Origin of the sequence: Dactylosporangium sp. NPDC050588 (assembly GCF_040654975.1) — a bacterium.
GTDB lineage: Bacteria > Actinomycetota > Actinomycetes > Mycobacteriales > Micromonosporaceae > Dactylosporangium > Dactylosporangium maewongense.
In genome coordinates this window covers 1-12,889 of sequence record NZ_JBFAJA010000029.1, presented here as the reverse complement: position 1 = coordinate 12,889, position 12,889 = coordinate 1, and the positions used below count along the sequence as shown (strand labels likewise).

The following is a 12,889-nucleotide window of genomic DNA, read 5'->3' as shown; positions in this document are numbered from 1 at the left end:
CGATCCACGGCTCGCCTACCCCGATCCGGCCGACCCTGCAGCCCTCACATCGACGCAACGCCTCCGATCCTAAGCAATTACGGGCGCGGTCCGCCGCCACGCGGACCCGGGTCAGCGCCGCGGCTGACGACGGCGCGGCGGCGGCCGGCTTACGGTTCCGGCTCGACATCCCGTCGAGTCACACAAAACCGCCTGAAAGGTCGCCATGCCACACAAACTCCGCCGCCTCGTCGCCGGGGGCTGCCTGGTCGCCGCCCCGCTGGTGTACGTGGCGGGCCTGCTCACCGACCCCGCGCTGCGCGCCGGCGACGCCGCGGACGGCGCGTACGGCCGCCACCCCGGTCAGGTCTCGGTGAGCGCCGCGCTGCTGCACTGGAGCTGGGTCCTGCTCGTGCCAGGCATCATCGGCATGATCCACCTGGTCCGTCGGCGCGCCGTGCTCTTCGGGCACATCGCCGGGCTCGTCGCGCTGCTGGGCGTCGTCAACTTCTCCGCGCTGATGCTCGGCGACTTCTTCTACGCCCGGCTCGAGGCGGACCTCGGCACCGCGGCGGGCGACCGCCTCGCCGACGCCGCCTTCGCCGCCGGCGGGGCACAGTGGGGGTTCCAGGTGCCGGGCTTCCTCGGGCTGCTCGGGGTGCTCCTGCTGGGGTTGGCGCTCGCGTACGACCGGCGCGTCCCCTGGTGGGCACCGCCGGCGATGCTGGCCGGGATGCTGGCCGGCCCCGTCTACCCGATCGGCATGATCGCCGGCAGCCTGCTCTACATCGCGGGCGCGGGTGTGATCGGCGTGCGGATGCTGCGGATGACCGACGCCGAGTGGGCTCAGGAGCCGGTGGCGGGCGGGACCGCCGCGGCGCCGCCGAGCGGGAACGTGGCCGCGACGGTGTAGCCACCGCCGGGCCGGGGCCCGGCGTGGAGGGTGCCGCCGTGCAGGGCGGCCCGCTCCCGCATCCCGGCGAGCCCGTGCCCCGTGCCGGCGACCGTGGCCGACCCGTCGTCGCTGACCTCGACGGTCAGCGCGGGCGGCGGGAAGCCGATCGTCACCTCCACCGTCGCGGCCCGGGCGTGCTTGAGCGTGTTGGTCAGCGCCTCCTGGACCACGCGGTACGCGGCCAGCCCGAGCGCCGGCGGCACCGGGCGCGGCGTGCCGGTCGTGCCGATCCTGACGTCGAGGCCGGCGGCGCGCAGCGGCGCGGCGAGCCGGTCCAGCTGGTCGAGGCCGACCGGCGCCCGCCCGTCACGCAGGACGCCGAGCAGCATCCGCAGCTCCTCGACCGTCTCCCGGCCGGCCCGCTCGACGCTGTGCAGCAGGTCGCGTTCCCGTTCGCGGGCGGGGTCGCCGGCCAGCAGCATCCGCACCCCGCCGGCCTGCAGCGTCATCAGGCTGACGTGGTGGGAGATGACGTCGTGCAGCTCCCGCGCGATGCGGGTGCGCTCCTGCGCGGCGGCGACCGCGGCCCGCTCGGCCATCCGGATCGTCCGCTCCGTCTGGTGCCGCAGCAGGACGCCGCTGCCGTACGCGACGCCCATGAAGATCGCGCCGATCAGTCCCTCCGCGAGGTCCTGCCCCGGCAGCGTCTGCAGCAGGGCGTAGGCGGCCAGGACGGTGGCGGCGCCGGCGGCCCGGGCCCGCCGCCCTGACGCCGCGCTGCCCACGGTGTGCACGAGGATGAGATTGGAGTAGAACTGCCAGGCGGTGAGCGGATAGTCGTCGTCCAGGACCGCGAACCGGAACAGGGCCGACAGCGCCGTCAGCGCGGCGAGGGTCGCGACCGGGAACCGGCGGCGTGGCAGCAGGATCGCGCCGGCGAGCAGCGCCCCGGCGGCGACGAGCCCGGGCCGGTGCACCTGCCCCGGGCCGGCACCGGCCCGCCCGTACGCCTCGACGACACCGGCCCCGGCGACTGCGAGCGCCAGCACGGCGTCGAGCCAGGACGGCCGCGACGGACCGGGAGCGCCGGTCATCCGCCCGGCCGGACGAGGCCCGCCTCGTAGCCGTACACCACGGCCTGGACCCGGTCGCGCAGCCCGAGCTTGGTGAAGATCCGGCCGACGTGGGTGCGGACCGTCGCCTCCCCCATCAGCAGCCGCGCGCCGATCTCGGCGTTGGACAGCCCGCGGACGAGCTGCTCGAGGACCTCCCGCTCCCGCCCGGTCAGCGTGTCCAGCGCGGGCGGCGCGACGGGCTCGGGACGGGCGGCGAACGACGCGATCACCCGGGTGGTCACCGCCGGGTCGATGAGCGCGTCGCCGGCCGCCGCGATCCTGACCGCGTCGACGAGCTGCTCCGGCGGTGACACCTTCAGCAGGAACCCGCTGACCCCGAGCCGCAGCGCCGCGTGCAGGTGCTCGTCGGTGTCGAACATGGTGAGCAGCACGACCTTCGGCGGCCGCGGCCCGGCGAGCACCTCCCGGGCCGCGGCCAGCCCGTCCAGCCGCGGCATGGCGATGTCCATCACGAGCACGTCGGGCCGCAGCCGCTGGACGGCCGCGACCGCCTCCACGCCGTCGGACGCCTCACCGACAACGGTGATCGATCCGGCGGCCGCGGTCTCCACGACCAGCCGCAGGCCGGCCCGGATCATCGCCTGATCATCGGCGATGACCAGCCTGACCTGCTCAGACATATCTGCAGGATAGCCAGCGCGGGCTAGCCCAGCAGCTCGCCCAGCGGCACCTTCGGGTCCTCGAGGCGGACCACGTCGACGGTGGTGCCGGCCCAGCCGGCGCGGACCAGGGCCTGGATGTCGTCGGTGACGTCCCAGACGTTGACGTTCATGCCGGCGAGGACGCGGCCGTCCTGGACCCAGAAGGCGATGAACCCGTCCGTGACCGAGGTCCCGCCGCGGAAGACGACCCGGTCGTAGCCGCCGGGTGCGACGAAGCCGGAGTACTCCATGCCGAGGTCGAACTGGTCGGAGTAGAAGTACGGCACCCGGTCGTAGGTGGCGTCGCCGAGCAGGGACTTCGCCGCGACCTTGCCGCCGTTGAGGGCGTTGGCCCAGTGCTCGACGCGGATGCGCCGGCGCAGGCCGGGGTGGTCGAGGTTGACGACGTCGCCGGCGGCGTAGATGTCGGGGTCGGAGGTGCGCAGGGCGGCGTCGACGAGGATGCCGTTGTCGACCTCGAGTCCGGCGTCGACGGCGAGCTCGGTGTTGGGCTGGATGCCGACCCCGACGACGGCGACGTCCGCGGGCAGCTCCGTGCCGTCGGCGAGCACGACCGACCGCAGCTTGCCGTCGGCGCCGCGGAACTCCGCCACGGAGGCGCCGAAGCGGAACTCGACGCCGTTGGCGCGGTGCAGGTCGGCGAAGACGGTGGCGACCTCGTCGCCGAGGACCCGCTGCAGGGGCAGGCCGGCGACCTCGACGACGGTGACGGTCGCGCCGTGCTTGCGGGCCGCGGCGGCGGTCTCCAGACCGATCCAGCCGGCGCCGACCACCACCACGCGCTCGGCGCTGCCCAGGTGCGCCAGCAGCGCGTCGGACTCGTCGACGGTGCGCAGGTAGCGCACGCCGGTCAGGTCGGCGCCCGGCACGTCGAGGGTGCGGACCCGGGAGCCGGTGGTGAGCAGCAGCTTGTCGTAGTGCAGCTCGTCGACGCCGTCGAGGGTGACGGTGTGCGCGGACGGGTCGACGCGGGTGACCCGGGTGGCGAGGCGCAGGTCGACGCCGTTCTCGGCGTACCACGACTCGGGGTGGACGAACGCCTTCTCACGGGCGTCCTTGTCGCCCTGCAGGTAACCCTTGGACAGCGGGGGGCGCTCGTAGGGGCGCTCGGTCTCCTCGCCGATCAGCACGATCCGGCCGGTGAAGCCCTCGGCGCGCAGCGTCTCCGCCGCCTTCGCCCCCGCGAGGCTCGCACCCACGATCACAAATGTCCGCTCGTCAGCCATACGTCCCAGCCTTCCCTACCCGTCCGCGATCCGCCAAGGGTTCACACGCCCGCGGCACCCGCCGGATCCAGCAGCCGCTGGTGCCAGGCCGTGGCGGACAGGTCGGTGAGGCTGGCCACCTGGTCGATGACGACCCGCAGCCGGGCCGCGTCGTCGGGGGCCGCCCGCCACATCGGGGCGAAGACGGCGTCGAGGCCGTCCGGCGCACGGTCCGCCAGGGCGGCCACGAGCTCCTGGAGGACCGTGACCTCCTGCGCGTAACGCTGCTTCGAGCCCGGGCGGCGCATCACGTACCGCAGTGCCATCCCCTTCAGCAGCGCGCACTGCGCCCGCACGACGGGCGGGACGACCAGGTCGGCCTCGTAGCGGCGGACCGGCGCGTCGCCGTGCGCGGCCCGGGTGGCGGACACGGCGGCCGCGGCGAAGCGCCCGGTGAGCACGCTCGTCACCCGCTTGAGGGCGACCTGGGCGGCGTGGCTGCCGTCGTAGTGGCCCAGCGGCACGAGGACCGGGTCGGCGAGCAGGTCGAGCAGGACGGTCTCCAGGTCCGCGGCGCGCTCGGAGGAGTACGCGGCGGCGACGTCCTCGCACAGCGCGACCCGCTCGCCGCCGTCGGCGCGCAGCGTGGCGAGGTCGACGTAGCCGCCGTGGACGCCGTCCTCGACGTCGTGCACCGAGTAGGCGACGTCGTCGGCCCAGTCCATGACCTGCGCCTCGAGGCATCGCCCGGCATCGGTGCGGCCCGCGCGCAGCCATTCGAAGACGGCCGCGTCGTCGGCGTACACGCCGAACTTGCGGTAGCCGTCGCGCCGCGGCCACGGGTACTTCGACACCGCGTCGAGCGAGGCCCGGGTGAGGTTCAGCCCGGCGGAGGCGCCGTCCGGCGCGAGGACCTTGGCCTCCAGCCGGGTGAGGACCCGCAGGGTCTGCGCGTTGCCCTCGAAGCCGCCGCACGCCTGGGCGACCTCGTCGAGGGCGTCCTCGCCGTTGTGCCCGAACGGCGGGTGGCCGAGGTCGTGGGCGAGCCCGGCGGTGTCGACCACGTCGGGGTCGCAGCCGAGCCGGGCGCCCATCTCCCGGGCGATCTGCGCGACCTCCAGGGAGTGGGTGAGCCTGGTGCGCAGGAACGCGTCGGCGCCCGCCGTGTGCACCTGGGTCTTCGCGGCGAGGCGGCGGAACCCGGCGGAGTGCAGCACGCGGGCCCGGTCCCGCTGAAACGGGCTGCGGCCGTTGTCCGCGCTGGTCGTGGTGCGGTCCTTCTGCGGCTCGTGCACGTAGCGTTCCGCGTCCGGGTTCACGTGTCGAGCTTAGAGGTCTTCCCGGGATCTTCGTCCCGCGCCGCAGGAACCGGATCGGACGGCGACGCGGGCGCCTCGCGACCGGCAGACGCCTCGCCGGCGGCGGGTGAGGCACGGCCGGCGGGTGGCTCGCCTGCGGCGGGTGGCTCGTCGAGGGCGTCGACCATCGGCGTCATCAGCGCCTTGATCGCCGCGACGACCGGGATCGCCATGAGCGCGCCGACGACGCCGAGGACCGCGCCGCCGGCGAGCGCCGCCAGCAGCACGGCGATCGGCGACAGGTCGACGGTGCCGCGCAGGACCCGCGGGGCGATCAGGTAGTTCTCCAGCTGCTGGTACAGCAGGAAGAACGCGAGCACGACGACGGCGGCCGGCCAGAGCCCACCGGTCACCAGCGCGACGACCGTGCAGCCGACCGCGCCGACGGTGGCGCCGATGAGCGGGATCAGGTCGGTGACCGCGACGAAGAAGGCGAGCGGCAGCGCGAACGGCACGTCCAGCAGGAACAGGCAGGCGAACGACGACACCCCGGCGAACAGCGAGATGATCAGGTTGCCGATCATGTAGCCGCCGACCTTGTCGACCACGACGTCGATCGCCTGCGCCGCGTGGGGGCGGCCCCGCCGGGGCACGAGCCGCACGACGCCGCGCCGGATCCGGGGCAGGTCGGCCATGAAGTAGACCGTGAGCACGGTGACCAGCAGGACGTTGAGGACGGCGCTGAAGATGCCGGTGATCACGCCGAGCGCGCCGCCGCCGATCCTGCCCGGCAGGGTCCTGGCGAGCTCGGTGAGCTTCGCCGTCAGCCCGTAGCGGTCGGCCACCTCGCGATAGGCCCGTGACCGTTCGGGCAGCTCCCGCAGGTACTGCGGGACGTTGCGCAACAGGTCGCCGCCCTGCCCGACCAGCGGCGGGGCCAGCGACCAGACGAACCCGGCCAGCAGCGCCACGGCGAGCACCATGATCACGGCGACCGCGACCGGGCGGCGCACCCCGCGGCGGACCAGCAGCCGCACCGCCGGGTCGAGGCTGACGGCGACGAAGACGGCGACCGCGACCTGCACGAGGATCTGCCGGACGTTGTACAGCGCGAAGGCGCCGGCCGCGACGGTCAGCAGGCCGAGCCCGGTGGCGACGGCCCGGCGGTACGCCCGGCCGAAGTCCGTTACCGGGGGTGGCGCAGGATGCAGAACTCGTTGCCTTCCGGGTCGGCGAGGACGAGCCATTCGGCGTCCTCGTGCTGACCGACGTCCACGTGGCGGGCGCCCATGTTGACCAGGCGCTCGATCTCGGCGTCGAGGTCGTCGGGGCGCAGGTCGAGGTGGAGCCGGTTCTTGGCGTGCTTGGGGTCCTCATGGCGCAGGAAGATCAGCCGTGGGTGGCCGTCGGTGCCGGGGCCGACCACGACCTCCCGCGCGGACACGCTCTCGACCCGCTGGTCGAGGACCTCGGCCCACCATCGGCCGAGCCGCTCGGGGTCGAGCGCATCGACGATCAAGGCATCCCACCGGCTCCCCATGCGCACCTCCGTGGACGGCGTGGGGACCCACCATACGCCGCGCCGTCGGGCGTCGCAGCCGTGCCGGAACGCACGCGTGGGTGACAGGGGGACGGCACTTTAGTCGCTTCCCGACCCCCATGTCCCGTAAACGTGCAAATTGCAAAAAGCAGTATCCGATCGGCTGGTGGTTATCGCCCGAATGCACGGAGTAGATGATCAAGTGGCTTGGGGTAATTTGCCGGAAGCGCATCGTTACGGCCTCCCCCTCACTGCTGCCGCTTTGCGCCACTTCCTCCTGCCCGCCGGCCTTGTACCGGCCCCCGCCCGCGAACGGGAGACTCCGTGCCTGCTATCGATGACTGCCTGCGACGCGCCATGACGATCCGGGGCGCGATCGGGGCCAGCCTCATCGACTACACGACCGGGCAGTCGCTGGGCATGCAGGGCGGACAGGACCAGGTCGCGCCGCACGCCGACCCGGCCGCGGCGGCGCTGGGCACCGCGAGCGTCATCCACGCCGCGATGCAGACCGCCGCGTACGCCCCGGCGGTGCCCGGCGACACGGTCGAGGACGTCATCATCAGCACTTCGGCGGCATATCACCTGATCAGGCCCGTCCGGACCGGCTTCGACTCGCGGCTGGTGCTCTACGTGTGGCTCGACCGGGCAGAAGGCAACCTGGCTATCGCAAGGCGCCGGATCCGGGCCCTCGCCGAGGAACTTGCATGATGACAAGTATGTCGGAGGTGGCGGCGTGACCAGTCGGGGCAGGGCGACCGTGAAGGACGGGCGGCAGCAGCCGAAGCTCGGCCGTGGCGTCACCCCGGTGAAGGCGCTCCAGCAGCTCGCCGGCCTCGGCGTGACCGGCGCGCTGACCGTCGTCGGCCAGCCCGGCGGCGTGATCTTCCTCCGCGACGGCCTGGTCAACGGCGTCGAGTCGCCGGCGGCGCCGAGCGTCGACCGGCTGCTCACCGCCGCCGGGGTGGTCGACGAGCGGGTGTGGGAGACGATCCCGTCCCGGCCGGCCAGGGCGCTCGTGGAGGGCGGGCACCTCAGCGCGGCCGAGGTCGAGCTGTGCGCGATCAACGCGTTGTACGACGCGGCCTGGTTCGTGCTGTCCACCGAGCGGGCCGAGCTGCGCTTCGCCCCGGACATCGAGCACTGGCTCGGCGCCGAGAGCACCGTGACGGCGGACCAGTTGTGCGACCATGTCGCCCGGCAACGGCGCATCCTCGACGAGGTGCACCCCTCTGACGTCACTGACACAGCCGCGGTCAGGCCGGTCCTGCGACCGGGCCTGGACCGTGTGCTGCTGTCCGGGCTGCAGTGGGAGATCCTGCTGCACGCCGATGGGCAGCGCACCCCGCAGGACCTGGCCGGCCTGCTGGGGCGCTCCGCGTATGCGGTGACCCTCGACGTGCGGCGGCTCGCGGCGGCCGGCCTGATCGAGTCGCCGCCGCCCACCGGGGACGAGCCCACGTCGTCGTCAGCGCCGTCGTCGACACCGTCCTCGTCGGCGGCTGCGGCGTCGATACCGGCGGCGCCGGCGTCTTCCCCGTCCGCGGATCCGGCGCCGGTACCGGCGGCGCGGGCGGCAACGGCGTCGCCTCCGGCCTCGTCGTCGACCCCACCAGCCGCGGCGGGACGGGCGGCCGGCTCGGCACCGGTCAACGGCGGCGATGGCGAGGAGCTCCTGCCGCAGCGGGTGCCGGGGACGTTCACGTTCGAGGATCCGGCGACCGACACCCGCAGGCACCTGCCGGCGGGGGTCACCGCCCTGGCGGTGCTGCCGGGCGCGATCGACAAGGCACCCGACGACACGCTGCTCAAACGCATCCGCTCGGCGCTGCAGTCCCTGCGATGAGCCGACGGGGAGATGGAGGTAACGCGACGATGACCACCGATGCGGAACTGCGCGGCGCGCTCCTGCTGGAGCTCGGTCGCCTGCGCCGGGCCGTGCCGGAGCTCACCGGGTGCCTGGTCGCCAGCACCGACGGCTTGCTGATCGTCGACGAGGCCGAGACGGTCGTCGCCGAGGGGATCGCCGCGCTCGCGGCGGCGTGCCTCGGCGTCAGCCAGCGGATCGCCGACAGCGCCGGCCAGGACGACTTCCAGGAGGTGTTGATCAGCAGCATGGGCGGGCACGTCGCCATGTACATGGCCGGCCACGGCGCCGTGCTGGTGCTGCTGGCCGCCGCCGACGCGAACGTCGGGCGGCTGCACCACGAGGCGCGACGGTCGATCAGCGTGGTGTCCCACGTGGTGGCCACCGCCGCGCTCACCTTCGCGCAGGCGATCCCGGAGCCGGCCCGGTGGTAGGCCGCAACGGCGGGGCACACCGGCGACCCAGACGAACGAACGAACCGACCCCCAAGACCATCGACAGTTCCCCCACGAACAAGCTCACGGAGGTAGCCATGGCGGACATGGAAACGGCGCTCAAGGAACTCATGACCATCGACGGCGCGATCGGCGTCGCGCTGGTGGACTACAACAGCGGCATGGCGCTCGGCGTGCTCGGCGGTTCGAAGGACCTGGACCTGACCGTGGCGGCGGCCGGCAACACCGACGTGGTCCGCGCCAAGATGCGCACCATCGAGATGCTGAACCTCAAGGACGGCATCGAGGACATCCTCATCACGCTGAACAACCAGTACCACCTGATCAGGCCCCTCACCGGGCGCTCCGGCAAGGGGCTGTTCCTGTACCTGGCGGTGCTGCGGTCCCGGGCCAACCTCGCGCTGGCCCGGCACCAGCTGGCCCGCGTCGAGGAAGATCTCGACGTCTGACCTCAGCGCAGCGGTTCCGCCCTAACGGGTGTCGGAGGTCGACTGCTCGGCGACAGCCGCGCGGCCGGCCTCCAACCGCGCCACGGGCACGCGGAACGGTGAACACGACACGTAGTCCAGGCCCACCTCGTGGAAGAAGTGCACCGACTCCGGGTCGCCGCCGTGCTCGCCGCAGACCCCGAAGTGCAGCTCCGGCCGGGCCGCCCGGCCCTCGTCGACCGCGATCCGCACGAGCCGGCCGACGCCGTCCCGGTCGATGGACTCGAACGGTGACACACCGAAGATGCCGAGCTCCAGGTACCGCCAGAAGAACGCCCCCTCGACGTCGTCGCGGGAGAAGCCCCACCCCATCTGGGTGAGGTCGTTGGTCCCGAACGAGAAGAAGTCGGCGGCCTGGGCGATGTCCCCCGCGGTCAGCGCGGCCCTCGGCACCTCGATCATCGTGCCGATCTTCACGTCGACGTCGTGCTCGCCGATGATCTTCTCGGCCTCGGCGCGGATCGTCTCCAGCTCCTGCACCGCACCGACCAGCGGCACCATGATCTCCGGATGCGCGCCGTCGACCTGCGCGGCGGCCTCGACGATCGCCCGCACCTGCATCGCGAACAGGCCGGGGATGACCAGCCCGAGCCGCACGCCGCGCAGCCCCAGCATCGGGTTCTCCTCATGCATGCGGCGCACCGCGTCCAGCAGGTCCTTGTCGTGCCCCGGGTCCTGGCCGCGCTCCTCCGCGACGGCGACCTTCACCGCGAGGTCCTCCAGCGGCGGCAGGAACTCGTGCAGCGGCGGGTCGATGAGCCGCACCGTCACCGGCAGGTCCCGCATCTCGCGGAAGAGCTCGACGAAGTCGGCCCGTTGCAGCGGCAGCAGCTCCTCCAGCGCCGCGTCGCGGTCCTCCGCGGTGCGGGCCAGGATGAGCCGCTCGACGAGGGACCGGCGCTCGCCGAGGAACATGTGCTCGGTGCGGCACAGCCCGATGCCCTGCGCCCCGAACCGGCGGGCCCGCGCCGCGTCCTCGCCCGTGTCGGCGTTGGTGCGCACCCTCAGCCTTCTGCTGCCGTCCGCGTGGGTGAGGACCCGGTGCACCGCGCTGACGAGCGGGTCGGCCTCGGCGTCGAGGGTGCCTTCGAAGTACTGCACGACCGGCGACGGCTGGACGGGCACCTCGCCGAGGTAGACGCGGCCGGTGGTGCCGTCGACGGAGATGACGTCCCCCTCGGACACCACGTGACCGTCCACCGTGAACTGTCCCTTGTGGAGGTTCACGTCGAGGTCGTCGGCGCCGCACACGCACGTCTTGCCCATGCCGCGGGCGACCACCGCCGCGTGCGACGTCTTGCCGCCGCGACTGGTCAGGATCCCCTGCGCGGCGATCATGCCGGGCAGGTCGTCGGGGTTGGTCTCCCGGCGCACCAGGATGACCTGCTCCCCCTCCTTCGCCATGGCCACCGCGTGCTTGGCGTCGAACACGGCCTTGCCGACCGCCGCGCCCGGCGACGCGCCGACCCCGCGGGTGAGCTGCTCGGGCTCCTGGGAGAGATCGAACGTCGGGAACATCAGCTGCGCCAGCTGGGCGCCGTTGACCCGGCGCAGCGCCTCGTCGAGGTCGATGACGCCCTCGTCGACGAGCTGCGTGGCGATGACGAACGCGGCCGCCGCGGTCCGCTTGCCGACGCGCGTCTGCAGCATCCACAGCTTGCCGCGCTCGATGGTGAACTCGATGTCGCACAGGTCGCGGTAGTGCTCCTCGAGCTTCGCCATGATCTTCAGGAGTTCGTCGTACGACTTCTTGTCCTTGCCGGCCAGGTCCTGCAGCGGGATCGTGTTGCGGATGCCGGCGACGACGTCCTCACCCTGGGCGTTGGCGAGGTAGTCGCCGTAGACGCCCGGCTCACCCGTCGCGGGGTCCCGGGTGAAGGCCACGCCCGTGCCGGAGTCGGCGCCCAGGTTGCCGAAGACCATCGCGACCACGTTGACGGCGGTGCCGAGGTCGGTCGGGATCCGCTCCTGCCGCCGGTACAGCACGGCGCGGTCGGCGTTCCAGGACCGGAAGACGGCGCTGACGGCGAGGTCGAGCTGCTCGCGCGGGTCCTGCGGGAAGTCGCGGCCGGTGTGCTCGCGGAAGATCCCCTTGTACGTCCGCACCAGCGCCTTCAGCGCGGCGGCGTCGAGGCCCAGGTCGTCCTTCGTCTTCGCGGCGTGCTTCGCGTCGTCGAGCGCGTGCTCGAACTCCTCGCCGGGCACGTCGCACACGGTCTTGCCGAACATCTGGATCAGCCGCCGGTAGGAGTCCCAGGCGAACCGCTCGTCGCCGCCGGCCTGCGCGGCGAGCCCGTCGACGCTGCGGTCGGTGAGCCCGACGTTGAGCACCGTCTCCATCATGCCGGGCATGGAGAACTTCGCCCCCGACCGCACGCTCACCAGCAGCGGGTCGCGCTGGTCGCCGAGCCGGCGGCCCATCTTCGCCTCGAGGGCGGCGAGGTGCTCGCCCACCTGCCGGTCCATGCCCTCTGGCGGACGGCCGGTCTTCAGGAACTCCCGGCACGCGTCGGTGGTGATCGTGAACCCCGGCGGCACCGGCAGGCCGAGGTTGGTCATCTCGGCGAGGTTGGCTCCCTTGCCGCCGAGAAGGTCCTTGAGATCCCGGTTACCCTCTTCGAAGTCATAGACGAACTTCTCCACTGAAGCCTCCATGGTTGACTGAGCCATCGTTAGGGTTCCCGTGTGCGGCACACCGTAAAGCGGCGTTCCGAGCTTTGGCATGGCCTTGAGACAAGTCGCACAAGGAACGGCACATTCGCCTCTTACGGGTGCAGTTGGGAGCGCTCCACCAAGCAGGTTCGCGCATCGTTGCGTTTCGTGTCCGTTTTACGGCTTCCGCATTCCCGCACGTCGTGACGCTTGGACCTGCTCCGTCTCCCCGCTTTTCGATCACGTCCGAGCATCGTTTGTGCGCGCTGCCACCGGCGATCTGAGTAGCCCGGCATGGCATGCTCGAAGGCGTGACGTTGAAGCTCGGTCCCTATGTCGTCGACCCGCCCGTGGTGCTCGCCCCCATGGCAGGCATCACCAACGTCGCCTTCCGGCAACTCTGCCGCGAGCAGGGCGCCGGCCTCTACGTCTGCGAGATGATCACCACCCGCGCCCTGGTCGAGCGCAACCCCAAGACCATGAGCATGATCCAGTTCGGCGCCCTGGAGAAGCCACGGAGCCTGCAGCTGTACGGCGTGGACCCCGCCACCATCCGCAAGGCCGTCGAGATGGTCGTCGAGCAGGACCTCGCCGACCACATCGACATGAACTTCGGCTGCTCCGTCCCGAAGGTCACCCGCCGCGGCGGCGGCTCCGCCCTCCCCTGGAAGCGGCGGCTCTTCCGCGACATCGTGACCTCGGCCGTCGAAGG

The 12,889-nt window shown here is 72.5% G+C and carries 13 protein-coding genes; 6 read left to right on the top strand and 7 right to left on the bottom strand.

Annotated features, from left to right (window positions below; genetic code table 11):
* Positions 1–205 precede the first annotated feature (205 nt).
* Positions 206–892: a hypothetical protein gene (locus AB0I21_RS21395; protein WP_360563476.1), complete on the top strand. Its 687-nt coding sequence runs from the start codon at positions 206–208 to the stop codon at positions 890–892.
* Here the strand turns inward: AB0I21_RS21395 and AB0I21_RS21390 are convergent.
* The 6 genes from AB0I21_RS21390 to AB0I21_RS21365 all read right to left on the bottom strand — a co-directional run bounded on the left by AB0I21_RS21390 (position 826) and on the right by AB0I21_RS21365 (position 6,715).
* Complete coding sequence (locus tag AB0I21_RS21390) at positions 826–1,968, bottom strand: histidine kinase (RefSeq protein ID WP_360563474.1); 1,143 nt, start codon at positions 1,966–1,968, stop codon at positions 826–828. The two genes, AB0I21_RS21395 and AB0I21_RS21390, sit on opposite strands and share 67 nt — an antisense overlap.
* Complete coding sequence (locus tag AB0I21_RS21385) at positions 1,965–2,630, bottom strand: response regulator transcription factor (RefSeq protein WP_360563472.1); 666 nt, start codon at positions 2,628–2,630, stop codon at positions 1,965–1,967. The genes AB0I21_RS21390 and AB0I21_RS21385 overlap by 4 nt, the downstream gene beginning before the upstream one ends.
* Positions 2,631–2,653: 23 nt before the next feature.
* Positions 2,654–3,871: an FAD-dependent oxidoreductase gene (locus AB0I21_RS21380; protein WP_360563470.1), complete on the bottom strand. Its 1,218-nt coding sequence runs from the start codon at positions 3,869–3,871 to the stop codon at positions 2,654–2,656.
* Positions 3,872–3,939: 68 nt separating this feature from the next.
* Entirely contained in the window at positions 3,940–5,196 is a 1,257-nt protein-coding gene (locus AB0I21_RS21375; RefSeq protein ID WP_360563468.1) for a deoxyguanosinetriphosphate triphosphohydrolase, read from the bottom strand.
* Positions 5,193–6,422: an AI-2E family transporter gene (locus AB0I21_RS21370; protein ID WP_360563466.1), complete on the bottom strand. Its 1,230-nt coding sequence runs from the start codon at positions 6,420–6,422 to the stop codon at positions 5,193–5,195. Before AB0I21_RS21370 ends, AB0I21_RS21375 begins: the two co-directional genes overlap by 4 nt.
* A complete protein-coding gene (locus tag AB0I21_RS21365; RefSeq protein WP_360563465.1) occupies positions 6,362–6,715 on the bottom strand; it encodes a VOC family protein in 354 nt (117 codons plus the stop codon). The genes AB0I21_RS21370 and AB0I21_RS21365 overlap by 61 nt, the downstream gene beginning before the upstream one ends.
* Positions 6,716–7,039: 324 nt before the next feature.
* Between AB0I21_RS21365 and AB0I21_RS21360 the strand changes: the two genes are divergently transcribed.
* The 4 genes from AB0I21_RS21360 to AB0I21_RS21345 all read left to right on the top strand — a co-directional run bounded on the left by AB0I21_RS21360 (position 7,040) and on the right by AB0I21_RS21345 (position 9,486).
* Positions 7,040–7,426, top strand: a complete 387-nt coding sequence (locus tag AB0I21_RS21360; protein ID WP_360563464.1) for a hypothetical protein — start codon at positions 7,040–7,042, stop codon at positions 7,424–7,426.
* Positions 7,427–7,451: 25 nt separating this feature from the next.
* Complete coding sequence (locus tag AB0I21_RS21355; RefSeq protein WP_360563462.1) at positions 7,452–8,561, top strand: ADAM 12 protein; 1,110 nt, start codon at positions 7,452–7,454, stop codon at positions 8,559–8,561.
* Between the two features lie 29 nt (positions 8,562–8,590).
* Entirely contained in the window at positions 8,591–9,016 is a 426-nt protein-coding gene (locus AB0I21_RS21350) for a roadblock/LC7 domain-containing protein (RefSeq protein WP_344511888.1), read from the top strand.
* 98 nt (positions 9,017–9,114) lie between these two features.
* On the top strand, positions 9,115–9,486 hold the full coding sequence (locus tag AB0I21_RS21345) for a hypothetical protein (protein WP_344511889.1): 372 nt from the start codon (positions 9,115–9,117) through the stop codon (positions 9,484–9,486).
* 21 nt (positions 9,487–9,507) lie between these two features.
* On the opposite strand, the gene ppdK is transcribed toward AB0I21_RS21345, so the two are convergent.
* On the bottom strand, positions 9,508–12,195 hold the full coding sequence (ppdK, locus tag AB0I21_RS21340) for a pyruvate, phosphate dikinase (RefSeq protein ID WP_360563460.1): 2,688 nt from the start codon (positions 12,193–12,195) through the stop codon (positions 9,508–9,510).
* A 281-nt stretch (positions 12,196–12,476) separates the two neighbouring features.
* On the opposite strand from ppdK, the gene AB0I21_RS21335 reads away from it, so the two are divergent.
* Positions 12,477–12,889 (top strand): tRNA-dihydrouridine synthase (locus AB0I21_RS21335; RefSeq protein WP_360563458.1); only part of this gene is annotated, 413 nt, incomplete at its 3' end.